Raw genomic sequence first — 17258 nt, 5'->3', positions numbered from 1 at the left:
ATGAAAATTTTGATTACTGGAGCTGATGGCTTTATCGGGCGTAACTTGTGTTTGCGTCTTCAGGAAAGAGGGGAGCATGAGCTTATTCGAATTGACCGGCATTCGTCTTCGGAAGAGCTCGATAATGCTATTCAGCAGGCAGACTTTATATACCATCTTGCAGGCATCAATCGCCCTAAGACAGAACATGAATTCGCTGAAGGTAACAGTAATCTAACAAAATATATTATTGATGCTTTATTAGCCAGCGGCAAAAAAACACCTGTGATGCTCAGCTCTTCTATCCAGGCCGAACAGGATAATGCCTACGGACAAAGCAAAGCAACCGCTGAAAAACATATAGAGTATTATGCGAAAGAAAGCGGGGCATCTGTCTATATTTATCGCTACCCTAATGTTTTTGGCAAATGGTGCAAGCCAAATTACAATTCATTTGTGGCAACATTTTGCTATAACCTTGCGCGTGGTGAAGATATTGTCATAAATAACCCGACCGCTGCGGTTAATCTTATTTATATTGATGATCTTTGTAACGAAGCAATAGCATTACTTGCGGGAGATATTCAGGCGGGGTATAAGTCTGTTCATCCTGTTTATTCTACAACCGTTGGTGAAGTTGCAGAGTTAATTAATCGCTTCAAAAATAGCCGTTCTACTTTAATCACTGAGAATGTCGGTACGGGATTCGTCCGGGCTTTATACTCAACCTGGTTGAGTTATTTACCGAAAGAAGAATTCGCATATAGTGTACCGTCTTATGGCGATGCCCGGGGTGTTTTCTGTGAAATGCTGAAAACGCCAACCGCAGGTCAGTTTTCCTTCTTTACGGCTCATCCCGGTATAACGCGTGGTGGACATTATCATCATACCAAAAATGAGAAATTCTTGGTTATTCGTGGCGTTGCCTGCTTTAAATTCGAGCATGTAATAACAGGTGAACGTTACGAACTTAATGTTTCCTCGGATGAGCTCAAAATTGTAGAAACAGTGCCAGGTTGGACCCACGATATTACCAATACCGGTAATGATGAACTTATTGTCATGCTCTGGGCTAACGAAATTTTTGACCGTGAGAAACCTGACACAGTAGCGAGAAGCTTATAATGAAAAAATTAAAAGTGATGTCCGTAGTGGGTACGCGCCCAGAGATCATTCGTTTATCGCGTGTGCTTGCGGCACTCGATAAGCACTGTGAACATATACTGGTTCATACGGGACAAAACTACGATTATGAATTAAACGAAGTCTTTTTTAATGACCTTGGTGTACGAAAGCCGGACTATTTTCTCAATGCAGCAGGCAAAAATGCTGCGGAAACTATCGGTCAGGTGATTATTAAGATAGACGAAGTTTTAGAGATTGAAAAACCAGAGTCTATGCTGGTTCTAGGTGACACTAACTCTTGCATTTCAGCCATTCCGGCTAAGAGACGTAAGGTTCCTGTTTTCCATATGGAAGCAGGAAACCGCTGTTTTGATCAACGTGTTCCGGAGGAGACGAATCGCCGCATCGTAGACCATACCGCTGATATCAACATGACATACAGTGATATAGCGCGCGAATACCTGCTTGCAGAAGGCCTGCCTGCTGACCGTATTATTAAAACCGGCAGCCCGATGTTTGAAGTTTTAACTCATTACATGCCGCAAATTGATGCGTCAGATGTGCTGTCGCGTTTGAATTTACGGCCCGGTGAGTTTTTTGTTGTCAGCGCTCATAGAGAAGAAAATGTTGACTCTCCTAAGCAATTGATAAAACTTGCCACTATACTTAATACCGTTGCTGAAAAATATGACTTGCCTGTCATTGTTTCAACACACCCTCGTACCCGTAATCGTATTAATGAGCAGGGCATCGAGTTTCACCCCAACATTAAGTTATTAAAACCGCTTGGTTTCCACGATTATAATAATCTCCAAAAAAATTCCCGTGCGGTTTTGTCAGATAGTGGCACAATTACTGAAGAATCTTCAATCATGAACTTCCCCGCTTTAAATATACGTGAAGCGCACGAACGCCCGGAAGGTTTTGAGGAGGCTTCGGTAATGATGGTTGGACTTGAATGTACACGAGTGATGCAGGCCTTAGATATTTTAGCTACCCAGCCGCGTGGTGAGGAACGTTTATTACGCCAGGTCAGTGACTACAGTATGCCTAATGTTTCTGACAAAGTTGTCAGAATCGTGCATTCTTACACGGATTACGTTAAGAGAGTCGTCTGGAAAGAATATTAATGAAACTTGCTCTGATCATTGATGATTACTTACCTAATAGCACCCGGGTGGGTGCTAAAATGTTTCATGAGTTAGCAAAGGAACTTATTGCTCGTGGACATGATGTAACTGTTATTACCCCCTCTTCTGATTTGCAACAACAACTTGTTGTCGACACTTTTGACAATGTTAACGTATGGCGTTTTAAAAGTGGTGCCCTTAAGGATGTGGGTAAATTTCAGCGTGCTATTAATGAAACGCTGTTATCTTACAAAGCATGGGGCGCGATAAAAAAGCTTGTCAAGAAAAATACCTTTCAGGGTGTTGTTTATTATTCTCCTTCAATTTTCTGGGGCGGGTTAGTAAATAAAATCAAAAGTCGTTGTCAATGCCCTGCTTATCTGGTTTTACGAGATATGTTTCCTCAGTGGGTAATTGATGCAGGTATGATAAAAGCTGGTTCTGCGATTGAAATATATTTTCGGATTTTTGAGAAAATCTCTTATAACCAGGCTAATCGTATCGGGTTTATGTCAGAGAAGAACATTGAGGCGTTCCAGATAACCAACAAAGGCTATCCTTGTGAAGTGTTGCGTAACTGGGCGTCATTAACGCCCGTTACTTTGCCACCAGACTACTTGCCTCTACGCCAGCGACTGAATTTAGAGAACAAAGTTATCTTTTTCTATGGTGGCAACATTGGCCACGCTCAGGACATGGCCAACCTTATGCGTCTGGCGCGCCGGATGAAAAACCATACGGACGCTCACTTCCTTTTTGTTGGCCAGGGTGATGAAGTTACGTTAATTAATGAGTTGGCGACTGAGTGGGGTTTGACGAATTTCAGCTATTTGCCTTCGGTTAACCAGACGGAATTTAAGTGTATTTTGTCTGAAATCGATGTAGGTTTATTCTCACTTTCTGCCAGACACTCTTCTCATAACTTCCCTGGTAAGATACTGGGATATATGGTGCAGTCCATCCCTATATTAGGTAGTGTTAATGTCGGGAATGACTTGTTAGAAATCATCAATAATAATAATGCCGGTAAAATTCATATTAATGGCGAGGATGATAATCTTTATCAGTCTGCCCTGTTAATGATGGAGGATATCGAAATCAGAAAGCAGTTGGGTATTGCTGCCAATCAACTCTTAAAAAAAGAATTTTCCGTTGAGTCTGCGGCACAAACAATTGAAATGAGACTGGAGGCGAGTCGATGCGTTTGATTGATAATGAGCAGCTGGACAGTTTATACAAAGAAGCCGAACAATCTGAACGATTACGTTCTCACCTTTTATTACATGCTTCCCATCAAGACAAAGTTCAACGCTTGTTAATAGCGATGAAAAAGGGCAGTTATGTCGATCCTCATTTCCATCTTCTTAAGCATCAGTGGGAGATGTTTACTATCATCCAGGGGCAAGTCCAGGTTTGCTTATATAATGATGAAGGTGCGCTAATTAAGCGCTTTACTGCCGGACAAAATACAGGCATTACTGTTGTGGAATTTGCCCCTGGTGATATTCATAGCGTTGAGTGTATAACTGAACAAGCATTGATGCTGGAAGTTAAAGAGGGTCCATTCGATCCAGCTTATGCAAAGTCGTTCCCTCAATGGTAAGTTGAAACGCATCTTACGCTATCAACCTTAGCACTTCCTGAGTTAACATCTAAGCCACATTTCAAGCCGCGTATATGTCGCGGTGACCACACCTGACAGGAGTATGTAATGTCCAAACAACAGATCGGCGTCGTCGGTATGGCAGTGATGGGGCGCAACCTGGCGCTGAACATCGAAAGCCGTGGTTATACCGTCTCCGTTTTCAACCGCTCCCGTGATAAAACTGAAGAAGTGATTGCCGAGAACCCAGGCAAAAAACTCGTTCCGTTCTATACGGTTCAGGAGTTTGTTGAATCCCTGGAAACGCCTCGTCGTATCCTGTTAATGGTGAAAGCTGGCGCTGGCACTGATGCTGCCATCGACTCCCTGAAACCGTATCTGGAAAAAGGCGACATCATCATTGATGGCGGCAACACCTTCTTCCACGACACCATTCGTCGTAACCGTGAGCTCTCTGCTGAAGGCTTCAACTTCATCGGTACCGGTGTATCCGGCGGTGAAGAGGGCGCGTTGAAGGGCCCATCTATCATGCCTGGCGGCCAGAAAGATGCTTATGAGCTGGTTGCACCAATCCTGACTAAGATTGCTGCCGTTGCCGAAGATGGTGAGCCGTGTGTGACCTACATCGGTCCGGATGGCGCGGGTCATTACGTAAAAATGGTTCACAATGGTATCGAATACGGCGATATGCAGCTGATTGCTGAAGCCTATTCTCTGCTGAAAGGCGGCCTGAATCTCACTAACGACGAGCTGGCACAAACCTTCACCGACTGGAACAACGGTGAACTGAGCAGCTACTTGATCGACATCACCAAAGACATTTTCACCAAGAAAGATGAAGACGGTAAATATCTCGTCGATGTGATCCTTGATGAAGCGGCAAACAAAGGTACCGGTAAATGGACCAGCCAGAGCTCCCTGGATCTGGGTGAGCCGCTGTCCCTGATCACTGAATCGGTCTTCGCACGTTATATCTCTTCTCTGAAAGAGCAGCGTGTAGCAGCATCTAAAGTGCTGACCGGTCCACAGCCGAAACTTGCTGGTGATAAAGCGGAATTTATTGAGAAAGTCCGCCGTGCGCTGTACCTGGGTAAAATCGTCTCTTACGCTCAGGGCTTCTCTCAGCTGCGCGCTGCGTCTGACGAGAACAACTGGGATCTGAACTACGGCGAAATCGCGAAGATCTTCCGTGCCGGTTGCATCATCCGTGCTCAGTTCCTGCAAAAAATTACCGATGCTTACGCTGAAAACGCGAACATCGCTAACCTGCTGTTGGCGCCATATTTCAAGCAGATCGCCGATGATTACCAGCAGGCGCTGCGTGATGTCGTCGCTTATGCGGTACAGAACGGTATTCCGGTTCCAACCTTCTCTGCAGCCGTTGCTTATTACGACAGCTACCGTGCCGCCGTGCTGCCTGCCAACCTGATTCAGGCGCAGCGTGACTACTTCGGTGCGCACACCTATAAACGCACTGATAAAGAAGGTGTATTCCACACCGAGTGGCTGGATTAATCTGATTTAACTCAGTCATGTAGCGAAGCCCGGTGAACATCATCGGGCTTTTTTTATGCGTAATACCCTGCATTGCCTCGTCTGATTCAACCGACACGCCAGACTGCAGCATAAACCACTGTATTTATGCCTTTCTGTAGCCAGCCATTCGCCTTGACATCAACTCGACATACGCGGTAAAAACCCCAAAAGTTGCTTATTGCGGTGGGGCGGTAGTCGCTCCCGGACACTTAATCTAAAGAAGTTAACTCGATGAAAATAACAATTTCCGGAACAGGTTATGTGGGTCTCTCAAACGGGATCCTGATCGCGCAACACCATGAAGTGGTCGCACTGGATATCGTGCAGGCCAAAGTTGATATGCTGAACCAGAAGATCTCTCCTATCGTGGATAAAGAGATCCAGGAGTACCTGACCAACAAACCGTTGAATTTCCGGGCCACTACGGACAAAGTTGATGCCTACAGCGGGGCCGATTTTGTCATCATTGCCACGCCAACTGACTACGATCCGAAGACGAACTACTTCAATACTTCAAGCGTTGAGGCGGTGATCAAGGATGTGACAGCAATCAATCCGAATGCCGTGATGATCATCAAATCGACTATTCCAGTTGGTTTCACTCAGTCGATCAAAGAAGAGCTGGGTATCGATAATGTCATTTTCTCACCAGAGTTTCTGCGTGAGGGCAGGGCATTGTACGATAACCTGCACCCGTCCCGTATCGTCATTGGTGAGCGCTCAGAGCGTGCGGAACGTTTTGCTGCGCTGCTGCAGGAAGGCGCAATTAAAAAGAACATTGACGTTCTGTTCACGGACGCGACAGAAGCGGAAGCCATTAAACTCTTTGCTAATACCTATCTGGCAATGCGTGTTGCCTATTTTAACGAGCTGGACAGCTACGCAGAGAGCCTCGGGCTGAACACCCGTCAGATCATCGAAGGTGTGTGCCTCGACCCGCGTATCGGCAACCATTATAACAACCCGTCTTTTGGTTATGGCGGCTATTGCCTGCCGAAAGATACCAAGCAGCTGCTGGCTAACTATCAATCCGTGCCGAACAATCTAATCTCTGCCATTGTGGATGCCAACCGGACGCGTAAAGACTTTATCGCCGACTCCATTCTGGCGCGTCACCCGAAAGTGGTGGGCGTGTACCGTCTGATCATGAAAAGCGGCTCGGATAACTTCCGTGCCTCCTCCATCCAGGGGATCATGAAGCGTATTAAGGCTAAGGGCGTACAGGTTATTATTTATGAACCAGTGATGAAAGAGGATGAATTCTTCCATTCACGTGTGGTTCGTGACCTGGATGCTTTCAAGAAAGAAGCGGATGTGATCATCTCTAACCGGATGGCTGAAGAGCTCTCTGACGTGGCGGATAAGGTCTATACCCGCGATCTGTTTGGTAGCGACTGATACGGCGGTTAAAGAAAAAGCCCGGCATTATCGCCGGGCTTTTTATTACACTTTGTAAAACTCGCGGTACCAGTCAACGAAGTTTTTCACGCCATCTTTCACCGAGGTTTGCGGTTTAAAGCCGATCACCTCATACAGGGCGGTGGTATCCGCACTGGTTTCCAGCACGTCGCCCGGCTGAATAGGCATCATATTTTTGTCAGCTTCAATGCCTAAGGCCTCTTCCAGCGCGGTAATGTAATCCATCAGCTCAACGGGCGAGCTGTTACCGATATTATAAACGCGATACGGCGCCGAACTGGTTGCCGGAGAGCCAGACTCAACCGTCCATTCACTGTCTGCCTGCGGGATCACATCCTGCAGGCGAACAATCGCCTCGGCGATATCGTCGATGTAGGTAAAGTCACGTTTCATCTTACCGAAGTTGTACACGTCGATACTCTTGCCTTCCACCATGGCTTTGGTGAACTTAAAGAGCGCCATATCCGGCCGACCCCACGGCCCATAAACGGTAAAGAAACGCAGACCGGTAGTTGGCAACCCATAAAGATGGGAGTAGGTGTGCGACATCAATTCGTTGGCTTTTTTGGTCGCGGCATACAGCGAAACCGGGTGATCTACGGAGTCGTCGGTAGAGAACGGCATCTTACGATTCAGTCCGTAAACGGAGCTGGAAGATGCGTAAAGTAAGTGCTGTACTTTATTGTGACGGCAGCCTTCAAGCACATTGAGGTGGCCTACCAGATTGGCTTCAGCATAAGCATGGGGGTTCTCCAGGGAGTAACGAACACCCGCCTGGGCGGCCAGATGAATCACTCGATCAAATTTTTCATCGGCGAACAGGGTAGCCATACCTTCGCGGTCAGCCAAATCGAGCTTATGGAAGGTGAAGTTCGCGGACGTGAGAAGATCAAGACGCGCCTGCTTCAGGTTCACATCGTAATAGTCATTGAGGTTGTCGATACCTACAACCTGATGCCCGGCATCCAGAAGCCGCTTGCTGACATGTGCGCCGATAAAGCCTGCTGCGCCAGTGACCAGAAATTTCATAACTGTCCTCATCTGTTACTTATCGTGCCCGGTGCGTTAAGTACCGGATTTGAGGTATGATAACGCGATGCGCAGGGTTACCAAACATCATATTTTCGATATGCCTCATCGGATTCCTATAGAAAATCCGTCAACAATCGATAAACTATACCTGAAACTTTATTATTTGCGCTTTTTGGCCTTTTAAGGATTATATGACGCAGAACAACAATAACGTGGTCACGCGAAGCAGTGACCCTGAGCAGATTGATTTAATTGATCTGTTGGTACAGCTGTGGCGTGGAAAATGGTTAATCGCTGCGTTTGTCGCCATCGCCATTATTATTGCTGGTGTGTACCTGATTTTTGCCAAAGAGAAATGGACATCTACTGCGATTATCACTCAACCTGATGCAGCCCAAATTGGCGGCTTTAGCAATGCACTCAACATCCTCTATGGTAGTAACGCACCGAAATTAACTGAAATTCAAGAGAGTGTGATCACTCGTTATAACGCCTCTTTCTCTGCATTGTCCCAAACACTGGAAAATAAAGTTGACGCGGAAAAGCTTACTATAGAGCCTACAGTTAAAGGTCAAAATTTTCCCTTAAGTATCAAATATGTAAGTGGTTCAGCCGAAGCGGCGCAAAAGCAGGTCGCACAGTATATTCAGCAGGTTGATGAGCTGATTCAAAAAGAGCTTGAAGTTGACCTCAACGATAACATCAAGCAGCAGGTCGCCAGCCTGAACGATGTACTGAGTAACCAGGAGACGATTGCTCAGGAACAGAAGGATTTACGCATCAAGCAGGTTGCCGAAGCACTGAAATATGCCGAGGCAGCAAACATTACCACACCTAAAATTCAACAGACTCAGGATGTTACTCAGGAAACGATGTTTCTGTTAGGTACTGAAGCATTGCAAGCCATGGTTGCGCGTGAGTCATCACGTCCTCTGTCGCTGCCCGACAGTTACTATCAGAATAAACAGAAACTTCTTGATATTCAGAAACTTAAAATCGATCCGGAAACCATCCATGCCTATCGTTACGTGATGAAGCCGGATCTGCCGATTCGTCGCGATAGCCCGAAACGTTCAATCGTACTGGTTCTTGCAGTGCTGCTTGGCGGGATTATTGGCTCCGGCGTTGTCTTAGGCCGTAACGCGCTGCGTAACTATAACGCCAGAGCCTGATACAGATTCAACAGCTAAAAAAACCGGGTTTCCCCGGTTTTTTTATTTGTGTCGCTGGCGCAGATTTTCTATCACTGTCGTTAAGTCCAGATCCTGATCCTGGAGCAGCACCAGCAGGTGATACATCAGGTCAGAGGCTTCATTGGTCAGCTCGACCCGGTCGTTCACGGTGGCGGCCAGGGCCGTTTCAACGCCTTCTTCACCCACTTTCTGCGCGATACGCTTGGTGCCGCTGGCATAGAGCTTCGCGGTATAGGAGCTTTGCGGGTCGGCCGTTTTGCGTTCAGCCAGCAGCTGCTCCAGCTGATAGAGGAAGAGCCACTGGTGGCTGGCATCCCCAAAGCAGCTGCTGGTGCCCAGATGGCAGGTAGGCCCGATAGGGTTAACCAGCACCAGCAGGGTATCGTTATCGCAGTCAGGGGTGATACTGACCACATTCAGGAAATGACCTGAGGTTTCGCCTTTGGTCCACAGGCGCTGTTTGGTGCGTGAGAAGAAAGTCACTTTGCCGCTGTCGAGGGTCTTCGCCAGGGCGTCCTGATTCATATAGCCCAGCATCAGTACTTCACCGGACACCGCGTGCTGCACCACCACCGGCATCAGGCCGTCGGTTTTTTCCCAGTCCAGCTGCGCACGTTGTTGCTCTGTTAACATACCCTAATCTCCACGCCCTGATTCGCCAGGAACGTTTTTAACTCACCAATATTGATAATCTGCTTGTGGAACACCGAGGCCGCCAGCGCGCCGTCAACGTCGGCATCGCGGAAGGCTTCCAGGAAGTGCTCCATCGTGCCTGCGCCACCCGAGGCAATCAGCGGGACATGGCATACTTCGCGTACTTTTTTCAGCTGCTTGAGGTCATAGCCGTTGCGCACGCCATCCTGGTTCATCATGTTCAGTACGATCTCCCCCGCGCCGCGCTTCTGCACTTCCTGCACCCAGTTCAAAGTCTCCCACTGGGTAACGCGGGTACGGCTCTCATCACCGGTGTACTGGTTAACGTGGTATTTGCCGGTGGCTTCATCAAACCAGGTGTCGATGCCGACCACGATGCACTGCACGCCAAAACGATCCGCCAGACGGGTAATCAGTTCGGGATCGGCCAGGGCAGGGGAGTTAATGGAGATCTTATCGGCGCCAAAGGAGAGAATTTTGGCCGCATCGTCTGCCGATTTAATCCCACCCGCCACGCAGAAAGGAATGTCGATCACTTCCGCCACGCGCGCCACCCAGCTTTTATCCACCACGCGGCCATCGCTGGACGCGGTGATATCGTAAAAGACCAGCTCGTCAGCACCTTCTTCCGCATAGCGTTTTGCGAGGGGAACGATATCGCCGATGATCTCGTGGTTGCGGAACTGCACGCCTTTCACGACCTGACCATCCCGCACGTCGAGACAAGGAATTATCCGTTTTGCCAGCATTGAATCGCCTCCATCACAGTAAATTTTTCTTCCAGCAGGGCGCGACCAACGATAACCCCACGAACACCCGTACCGCGCAGAGCCGCGATATCATTCAAATCACCAATGCCGCCCGAAGACTGGAACGCCACCTGCGGATAACGGGTGCAGACCTCTTCATACAGCGACACGTTAGAGCCCGCCAGGGTGCCGTCGCGGGAGATATCGGTGCAAAGAACATGCTTCAGGCCCACCGGCAGATAGAGATCGACCAGCGCCTCCAGCGTCACGCCAGAGTTCTCCTGCCAGCCGCTGACCGCAACCTGTTTCTGATCCTGTTCATCAATACGCACATCCAGCGCCAGCACCAGCGCGTCGGCGCCAAAGCGTCTGAACCAGCCTTTTACCGTCTCGGGATCTTTCACCGCGGTGGAGCCTACCACCACGCGCGCAACGCCCGCGTCAAGCAGCGCCGCCACGTCCTCTTCTGTACGCACACCGCCGCCAACCTGCACCGGGACATTAACGCCCGCGACCAGTTTTTTCAGCAGCGGGATCTGGCGTTTGGCCGGATCTTTCGCCCCGGTGAGGTCAACCAGGTGCAGAACCTCAGCGCCCTGCGCGGCATAGTCCTGAAGGCGTGGCAGCGGATCTTTACCGTAGTCGCGCTGCTGGTCGTAATCGCCCTGGTGCAGACGGACAACCGTGCCGTCAATCAAATCTAAAGCAGGAATAATCATCACATCTCCAGGAAGTTTTTCAGCAGCTGCGCGCCTGCGGCACCGGAACGCTCCGGGTGAAACTGTACGCCGTAGAAGTTATCTTTCTGCACCGCGGCGGTGAAAGGCTCGCCGTAATGACACTGGGCGATAGTGTGTGTGTTCACCGGCATTGCGTAGCTGTGCACGAAATAGAAGTACGCCCCATCCTCAATACCACGGAACAGACGATCGCCCGCTTTCGGATAGACGCGGTTCCAGCCCATGTGCGGCAGAGGTAAACCGTGATCGGTCATTTTCGGTACATCTTCATCAATAATGCCCAGCAGGTCCACCCCATTGGACTCTTCGCTGCGGCGGCCCAGCAGCTGCATGCCCAGACAAATTCCCAGCACCGGCTGGGTACAGGCTTTGATCAGTTCAACCAGTTCACGCTGGTGGATCTGATCCATCGCCGCCTGTGCCGTACCGACGCCCGGTAAAAAGAGTTTGCTGGCGCGCAGTACCACATCCGGATCGCGGCTGACCAGTGGCTCGTAGCCGTGGCGGGCAATGGCTGATTTTACGGAGTTAAGGTTGGCGCAACCGGTATCGAGGATCACCACATTCATTACAGCACTCCTTTCGACGACGGCAGGGTATCGCCTTCCACGCGAATGGCCTGGCGCAGGGTGCGGCCAAAGGCCTTAAAGAGGCTCTCCACGCGGTGGTGATCGTTCTTACCTTTGGTTTTCAGATGCAGTGTCAGGCCCATGGCGTAGGAGAGGGAGCGGAAGAAGTGCTCAACCATCTCGGTGCTCAGGTCGCCTACGCGCTGGTAGGTAAAGTCAGCTTTATATTCCAGGTGCGGACGGCCAGAGATATCCAGCGCGCAGCGCGCCAGGCACTCATCCATCGGCAGCACAAAGCCGAAACGGTTAATCCCGCGCTTGTCACCCAGCGCCAGCTTCAGCGCTTCGCCCAGCGCCAGGCCGGTATCTTCCACGGTGTGGTGATCGTCAATGTAGAGATCGCCTTTTACGCCGATCTCCATGCGGAATCCGCCGTGGGTAGCGATCTGATCCAGCATATGATCGAAAAAGCCCACGCCGGTATGGATCTTGCTTCCGCCTTCGCGATCCAGCCACACCTTCACGTCGATCTGCGTCTCTTTGGTATTGCGCTCAACGTGAGAAAAGCGGTCGCGTTTGGTCAGCTGCTCGCCAATCATCGCCCAGTTCAGGGTGTCACGGTGATAGCGCAGGCCCGTAATGCCCATGTTAGCAGCCAGTTCGATGTCGGTAGCGCGATCGCCAATCACGTAGCTGTTGGCTTTATCCAGCGCCGCTTCGGCCAGATACTGCTCGACCAGCTTCACTTTCGGCTTACGGCAGTCGCAGTTATCAGCGGGTAAGTGCGGGCAAATCAGCACTTCATCAAAGGCGACGCCCTGTGAGGTCAGGATCTGCATCATCAGATCGTGCGGGCCGTCAAAATCGGCCTGCGGGAAGCTGTCGGTGCCCAGACCGTCCTGATTGGTGATCATCACCAGCTTAAAACCGGCTTTTTGCAGCTTAAGCAGCACCGGAATGACATCGGCTTCAAACGCCAGCTTGTCGAAACGATCGACCTGAAAATCCGAGGGTGGTTCTGAAATAATGGTGCCGTCACGATCGATAAAGAGGTACTTCTGGCTCATACTTTCTCCGCATTCAGGGCGTCGATAACGCGCTGGCTCTCTTCCCGGGTGCCTACGGAGATACGTAAGCAGCCACTCAAAGAGGGTTGTTTGTTCTGGTCTCTAAGGATAATGCCCTGATCCCACAAAGATTTAAATACTGCACTTGAGGCGGTGAAGCGCGCCAGAATATAGTTAGTTTCCGAATCGAAAACCTGCTCAACGCAGGAGATCTTTTTCAGGGCGCTGACAAGATAGTCGCGCTCGGCAATAATCTGCGCCACGCGACCGCGCATGGCGGTAATACCCTCAGGGGTAAGCGCCTGGGCGGCGATATCGGCCACCGGGGTCGAGAGCGGATAAGGCGCAATCACCTTCATCAGCAGATCAATCACCTCTTTATTTGCCAGCGTAAAGCCACAGCGCAACCCGGCCAGAGCAAACGCTTTTGAGAGGGTTCGCAGGATCACCAGGTGCGGATACTCTGCCAGCCAGCCGGCGAGCGTCGCCTGGGGGCAAAACTCGATATAGGCTTCATCAGCGACTACCAGGGCTTTGCCGCGGGTCATCTCCAGCAGCGCACGGATATCCTGCGGGTTAATCAGCTGACCAGTGGGGTTATTCGGGCTGCAGACAAACACCACCTTCACGCCGTCGAGATTATCGGCAATACCCTGCAAATCAAGCTGCCAGTTTTCCAGTGTTGGCACTTTACGCAGCTCAACGTTGAAGGTTTCTGCGCTGACGCTGTACATGCCGTAGGTCGGCGGGCAGTAGAGCACCGCGTCTTTGCCCGGCTCGCAGAAGGCGCGGATCAGCAGTTCGATGCCTTCATCCGCCCCGCGGCTCACCAGCACCTGCTCCGGTTTTACTCCAGCGTAGGCCGCATAGTTTTCAATCACCGCTTTCGGCTGACACTCCGGGTAGCGGTTCAGCGTCTGCTGGGTCAGCTCAAAGGCGACAGGCGTCGGAAATTCATTGGCATTCAGCCAGACATCGCCATTGCCCCCCAGGCGGCGGGCAGACTGATACGGGGTCAGGGCGCGAACGTTGTCGCGGGCTAACTCTTCAATACTCATGCTTGCTCCTTCAGGGCGGCAACGCGCAGCGTCACGGCATTTTTGTGGGCGGTCAGGCGTTCAGCGGCGGCCAGGGTTTCAATCGTCGCGGCAAGAGAGGCAAAGCCCTCGCGGCTAAGCTCCTGCACAGTCATGCGCTTCTGGAAATCCGCCAGTCCCAGACTGGAACAGGTGGAGGTATAGCCGTAGGTCGGCAGCACGTGGTTCGTTCCGGAAGCGTAATCCCCTGCGGACTCCGGGGACCAGTCGCCAAGAAATACCGAACCGGCGCTGGTGATGCTGTCGACCAGCTCACGGGCGTTGCGGGTTTGAATGATCAGGTGCTCCGGGCCATAGAGATTAGAAATGGCGATGCACTGGTCCAGATCCCGGGCGACAATCAGGCGGCTGGCAGAGAGCGCCTGGCGGGCAGTCTCTGCCCGGGGCAGATCCGCAAGCTGACGTTCAACGGCTTCACCCACGCGTTTTGCCATATCTGCATCCGGCGTCAGCAGGATCACCTGCGAATCCGGGCCGTGCTCGGCCTGGGAGAGCAGATCGGAAGCGACAAAATCCGGGGTCGCGCCGCTGTCGGCAATCACCAGTACCTCCGACGGACCGGCCGGCATGTCGATGGCTGCGCCGTCCAGCCGCTGGCTGACCTGACGCTTGGCTTCAGTGACAAAGGCGTTGCCCGGCCCGAAGATTTTATCCACGCGCGGAACGGACTCCGTCCCCAGCGCCAGCGCCGCGATAGCCTGCGCCCCGCCGACGTTGAAAATCTCCTGCACGCCGCACAGCTGCGCGGCATACAGAATTTCATCGGCAATCGGTGGCGGAGAGCAGAGCACCACTTTACGGCAACCGGCGATACGGGCAGGGGTCGCCAGCATCAACACGGTAGAGAAGAGCGGAGCGGAGCCACCCGGAATATACAAGCCCACCGAGTCGACCGGACGGGTCACCTGCTGGCAGCGCACGCCGGGCAGGGTTTCCACATCGACGGTTTGCAGCTTTTGCGCCGTGTGGAAGGTATCAATGTTCTGCATTGCGACAGCCATCGCCTGCTTTAACTCATCGCTCAGACGCGCTGCGGCTTCGGCTATCTCCTGCTCACTCACCTTCAGCGCGCCGACTTCGGTTTTATCGAATTTCGCGCCGTACTCCCGCAGGGCTTCGTCACCACGGGTTTTTACATTGTCCAGAATCTCCGCCACGGTGCGGGTAATGCTCTGTGACGCGGAGATGGCCGGGCGCATCAGCAGGTCGCGCTGCTGTTCTGCGCTACAGGTGTTCCAGTCGATCACGGTGTTAAAGCTCATGGTTGTTACTCCATCATCTTCTCAATCGGCAACACCAGGATTGAACTGGCACCCAGCGCTTTCAGTTTTTCCATGGTTTCCCAGAACAGGGTTTCGCTGCTGACCATGTGCATCGCCACGCGCTGCTGATCCCCTGCCAGCGGCAAAATAGTTGGGCGTTCAGCGCCTGGCAGCAGGGCAATTACTTCATCCAGGCGTTCAGTAGGTGCATGCATCATGATGTACTTAGATTCACGGGCCTGGATCACGCCCTGAATACGGGTCAGCAGACGATCAATCAGCTGCTGCTTGGCTTCAGGCATTTCGCCGTCGCGCTGGATCAGACAGGCCTTGGAGCGATAGATCACTTCCACTTCACGCAGGCCGTTCGCTTCAAGCGTGGCGCCCGTGGAAACCAGATCGCAAATTGCATCAGCCAGACCGGCACGCGGCGCGACTTCAACAGAACCGTTCAGCAGACAGGATTTAAACTGCACGCCCTTCTGATCGAGGTAGCGCTTCAGCAGGTGAGGGTAGGAGGTGGCGATACGCTTGCCGTTCAGGGAAGCCGGGCCGTCCCAGGGTTCGTCAGCCGCGGTCGCCAGCGACAGGCGGCAGCCGCCAAAATCCAGACGGCGCAGCGTGAAGTAGCGCGGATCTTCGCCCTGGGCGCGGCGGGTCAGCAGCTCTTCTTCCAGCACGTTTTCGCCAATGATGCCCAGATCCACCACGCCGTCCATCACCAGGCCCGGAATGTCATCGTCACGCACGCGCAGAATATCAATCGGCATATTCTCTGCCAGCGCAATCAAACGCTGCGTGTGCAGGTTAATTTTAATGCCGCAGCGCGCCAGCAGTTCGCGTGAATCGTCGCTAAGACGACCTGATTTCTGCATAGCTATGCGTAAACGTGAATTATCTAACATTGTCGGTTCCTCATGATCCTGTTGTAACTTGCCTGAATACGGTCCAAAAAAAAGCCCCCGGAAGATGATCTTCCGGGGGCTTTTTCTTGCGTTCATGCACCACTGGAAGATCTAACTGTCTTCCAGCACACATCGCCTGAAAGACTAGTCAGGATGATGGTGATGATGGTGGTGTTTAAATTGAACGCGTGTCATAAAATTCTCGATGAATGCTTATTCATGTGATGTCGTTTAACCTAAACCACTTGCGCTATATAAAGCAAGGGCTTTTTTTAATCATTAAATGATTTCATATTAGCGCTATCAATTGTCAGTTCAGCGTGGCTGGCGTAGCCTTACAGCAGAGGCGTAATAGTCAGGAGAAAACGCATGAAAAAGGTCGCAATTGTCGGTCTGGGATGGCTTGGAATGCCGCTGGCTATGTCGTTACAGGCGCGGGGCTGGCACGTCACTGGCAGCAAAACTACCGCAGATGGCGTCGAGGCGGCGCGGATGTGCGGTATTGAGAGCGTTGAGTTGCGCCTTGAGCCGGAACTGGTATGCGACGCCGATGACCTGGACGCTCTGATGAATGTGGATGCGCTGGTATTAACGCTGCCGGCACGTCGCACCGGTCCGGGTGAAACCTATTATCTGCAAGCGGTGCAGGAAATTGTCGACAGCGCGCTGGCACACCATATTCCGCGCATTATTTTCACCAGCTCAACCTCGGTATATGGCGATGTCGAAGGCGCCGTCAAAGAAAATATGCCGCGCCAGCCGGTAACCTCCAGCGGGCGTGTTTTAAAAGAGCTGGAGGACTGGCTGCATAATTTACCCGGCACTCAGGTAGATATATTACGCCTTGCAGGATTGGTTGGGCCTGGTCGTCATCCGGGGCGCTTTTTTGCCGGTAAATCAGCCCCAGACGGGCAACATGGCGTCAATCTGGTGCATCTTGAAGACGTGATCGGCGCAATTACCCTGTTATTACAGGCCCCGAAGGGCGGGCACATCTATAATATATGTGCGCCCTCTCATCCAACACGCAGTACATTCTATCCGGCGATGGCCCGTCAGCTTGGCCTGGCACCGCCGCACTTTCACGATGCCCCCGGAGAGGGGAAGGGCAAATTGATTGATGGGAACCGCATCTGTCATGAACTGGGATTTGAGTATCTCTTTCCCGATCCGCTGGTTATGCCAATGGAGTAACGCC

General features: G+C 51.5%; 18 protein-coding genes and 1 other annotated feature. Of the genes, 8 read left to right on the top strand and 10 right to left on the bottom strand.

Going from position 1 to position 17258, the window contains the following annotated elements:
- The 6 genes from GNG26_RS14690 to ugd all read left to right on the top strand — a co-directional run bounded on the left by GNG26_RS14690 (position 1) and on the right by ugd (position 6771).
- The gene (locus GNG26_RS14690) at positions 1–1104 is read left to right on the top strand and encodes a capsular polysaccharide biosynthesis protein CapF (RefSeq protein WP_156239283.1); all 1104 of its coding nucleotides are present in this window, start codon (positions 1–3) and stop codon (positions 1102–1104) included.
- Positions 1104–2234 carry a non-hydrolyzing UDP-N-acetylglucosamine 2-epimerase gene (gene wecB, locus GNG26_RS14685; RefSeq protein ID WP_156239281.1) on the top strand — a complete coding sequence of 377 codons (1131 nt, stop codon included), beginning with the start codon at positions 1104–1106 and terminating at the stop codon, positions 2232–2234. Before GNG26_RS14690 ends, wecB begins: the two co-directional genes overlap by 1 nt.
- Entirely contained in the window at positions 2234–3442 is a 1209-nt protein-coding gene (locus GNG26_RS14680; protein WP_156239280.1) for a glycosyltransferase family 4 protein, read from the top strand. The genes wecB and GNG26_RS14680 overlap by 1 nt, the downstream gene beginning before the upstream one ends.
- Entirely contained in the window at positions 3433–3837 is a 405-nt protein-coding gene (locus GNG26_RS14675) for a WbuC family cupin fold metalloprotein (protein WP_156239278.1), read from the top strand. Before GNG26_RS14680 ends, GNG26_RS14675 begins: the two co-directional genes overlap by 10 nt.
- 108 nt (positions 3838–3945) lie before the next feature.
- On the top strand, positions 3946–5352 hold the full coding sequence (gene gndA / locus GNG26_RS14670) for an NADP-dependent phosphogluconate dehydrogenase (protein WP_114386168.1): 1407 nt from the start codon (positions 3946–3948) through the stop codon (positions 5350–5352).
- A gap of 252 nt (positions 5353–5604) precedes the next feature.
- Entirely contained in the window at positions 5605–6771 is a 1167-nt protein-coding gene (gene ugd / locus GNG26_RS14665; protein WP_103822486.1) for a UDP-glucose 6-dehydrogenase, read from the top strand.
- Positions 6772–6816: 45 nt separating this feature from the next.
- On the opposite strand, the gene GNG26_RS14660 is transcribed toward ugd, so the two are convergent.
- Complete coding sequence (locus GNG26_RS14660; protein ID WP_114386170.1) at positions 6817–7821, bottom strand: NAD-dependent epimerase; 1005 nt, start codon at positions 7819–7821, stop codon at positions 6817–6819.
- 194 nt (positions 7822–8015) lie between these two features.
- Between GNG26_RS14660 and wzzB the strand changes: the two genes are divergently transcribed.
- Positions 8016–8996 carry an LPS O-antigen chain length determinant protein WzzB gene (wzzB, locus tag GNG26_RS14655; protein ID WP_156239276.1) on the top strand — a complete coding sequence of 327 codons (981 nt, stop codon included), beginning with the start codon at positions 8016–8018 and terminating at the stop codon, positions 8994–8996.
- A gap of 42 nt (positions 8997–9038) precedes the next feature.
- Here wzzB and hisIE read toward each other — a convergent pair whose 3' ends face one another.
- The 9 genes from hisIE to hisL all read right to left on the bottom strand — a co-directional run bounded on the left by hisIE (position 9039) and on the right by hisL (position 16255).
- A complete protein-coding gene (hisIE, locus tag GNG26_RS14650; protein WP_156239274.1) occupies positions 9039–9650 on the bottom strand; it encodes a bifunctional phosphoribosyl-AMP cyclohydrolase/phosphoribosyl-ATP diphosphatase HisIE in 612 nt (203 codons plus the stop codon).
- On the bottom strand, positions 9644–10420 hold the full coding sequence (gene hisF / locus GNG26_RS14645; RefSeq protein WP_156239273.1) for an imidazole glycerol phosphate synthase subunit HisF: 777 nt from the start codon (positions 10418–10420) through the stop codon (positions 9644–9646). The genes hisIE and hisF overlap by 7 nt, the downstream gene beginning before the upstream one ends.
- A complete protein-coding gene (hisA, locus tag GNG26_RS14640; RefSeq protein WP_156239271.1) occupies positions 10402–11139 on the bottom strand; it encodes a 1-(5-phosphoribosyl)-5-[(5-phosphoribosylamino)methylideneamino]imidazole-4-carboxamide isomerase in 738 nt (245 codons plus the stop codon). Before hisA ends, hisF begins: the two co-directional genes overlap by 19 nt.
- Positions 11139–11729 (bottom strand): imidazole glycerol phosphate synthase subunit HisH, encoded by a 591-nt coding sequence (hisH, locus tag GNG26_RS14635; RefSeq protein WP_103180193.1) that lies wholly within the window; start codon positions 11727–11729, stop codon positions 11139–11141. Before hisH ends, hisA begins: the two co-directional genes overlap by 1 nt.
- Complete coding sequence (gene hisB / locus GNG26_RS14630; protein ID WP_103822481.1) at positions 11729–12796, bottom strand: bifunctional histidinol-phosphatase/imidazoleglycerol-phosphate dehydratase HisB; 1068 nt, start codon at positions 12794–12796, stop codon at positions 11729–11731. Before hisB ends, hisH begins: the two co-directional genes overlap by 1 nt.
- Entirely contained in the window at positions 12793–13854 is a 1062-nt protein-coding gene (gene hisC, locus GNG26_RS14625; RefSeq protein ID WP_156239269.1) for a histidinol-phosphate transaminase, read from the bottom strand. Before hisC ends, hisB begins: the two co-directional genes overlap by 4 nt.
- Positions 13851–15155 (bottom strand): histidinol dehydrogenase, encoded by a 1305-nt coding sequence (hisD, locus tag GNG26_RS14620; RefSeq protein ID WP_156239268.1) that lies wholly within the window; start codon positions 15153–15155, stop codon positions 13851–13853. Before hisD ends, hisC begins: the two co-directional genes overlap by 4 nt.
- A 5-nt stretch (positions 15156–15160) precedes the next feature.
- On the bottom strand, positions 15161–16060 hold the full coding sequence (hisG, locus tag GNG26_RS14615; protein WP_103180189.1) for an ATP phosphoribosyltransferase: 900 nt from the start codon (positions 16058–16060) through the stop codon (positions 15161–15163).
- A 45-nt stretch (positions 16061–16105) separates the two neighbouring features.
- Positions 16106–16229 (bottom strand) — a sequence feature (His leader region).
- A complete protein-coding gene (hisL, locus tag GNG26_RS14610) occupies positions 16205–16255 on the bottom strand; it encodes a his operon leader peptide (RefSeq protein WP_001364200.1) in 51 nt (16 codons plus the stop codon). Its footprint overlaps the feature before it by 25 nt.
- 174 nt (positions 16256–16429) lie before the next feature.
- On the opposite strand from hisL, the gene GNG26_RS14605 reads away from it, so the two are divergent.
- A complete protein-coding gene (locus tag GNG26_RS14605; protein ID WP_156239266.1) occupies positions 16430–17254 on the top strand; it encodes an SDR family oxidoreductase in 825 nt (274 codons plus the stop codon).
- The last annotated feature ends 4 nt before the right edge of the window (positions 17255–17258 follow it).

This window comes from Leclercia sp. J807, assembly GCF_009734465.1.
Classification (GTDB): Bacteria; Pseudomonadota; Gammaproteobacteria; order Enterobacterales; family Enterobacteriaceae; genus Enterobacter.
The sequence above is the reverse complement of the archived record's forward strand: the minus strand, read 5'-3'. Positions and strand labels throughout refer to the sequence as shown.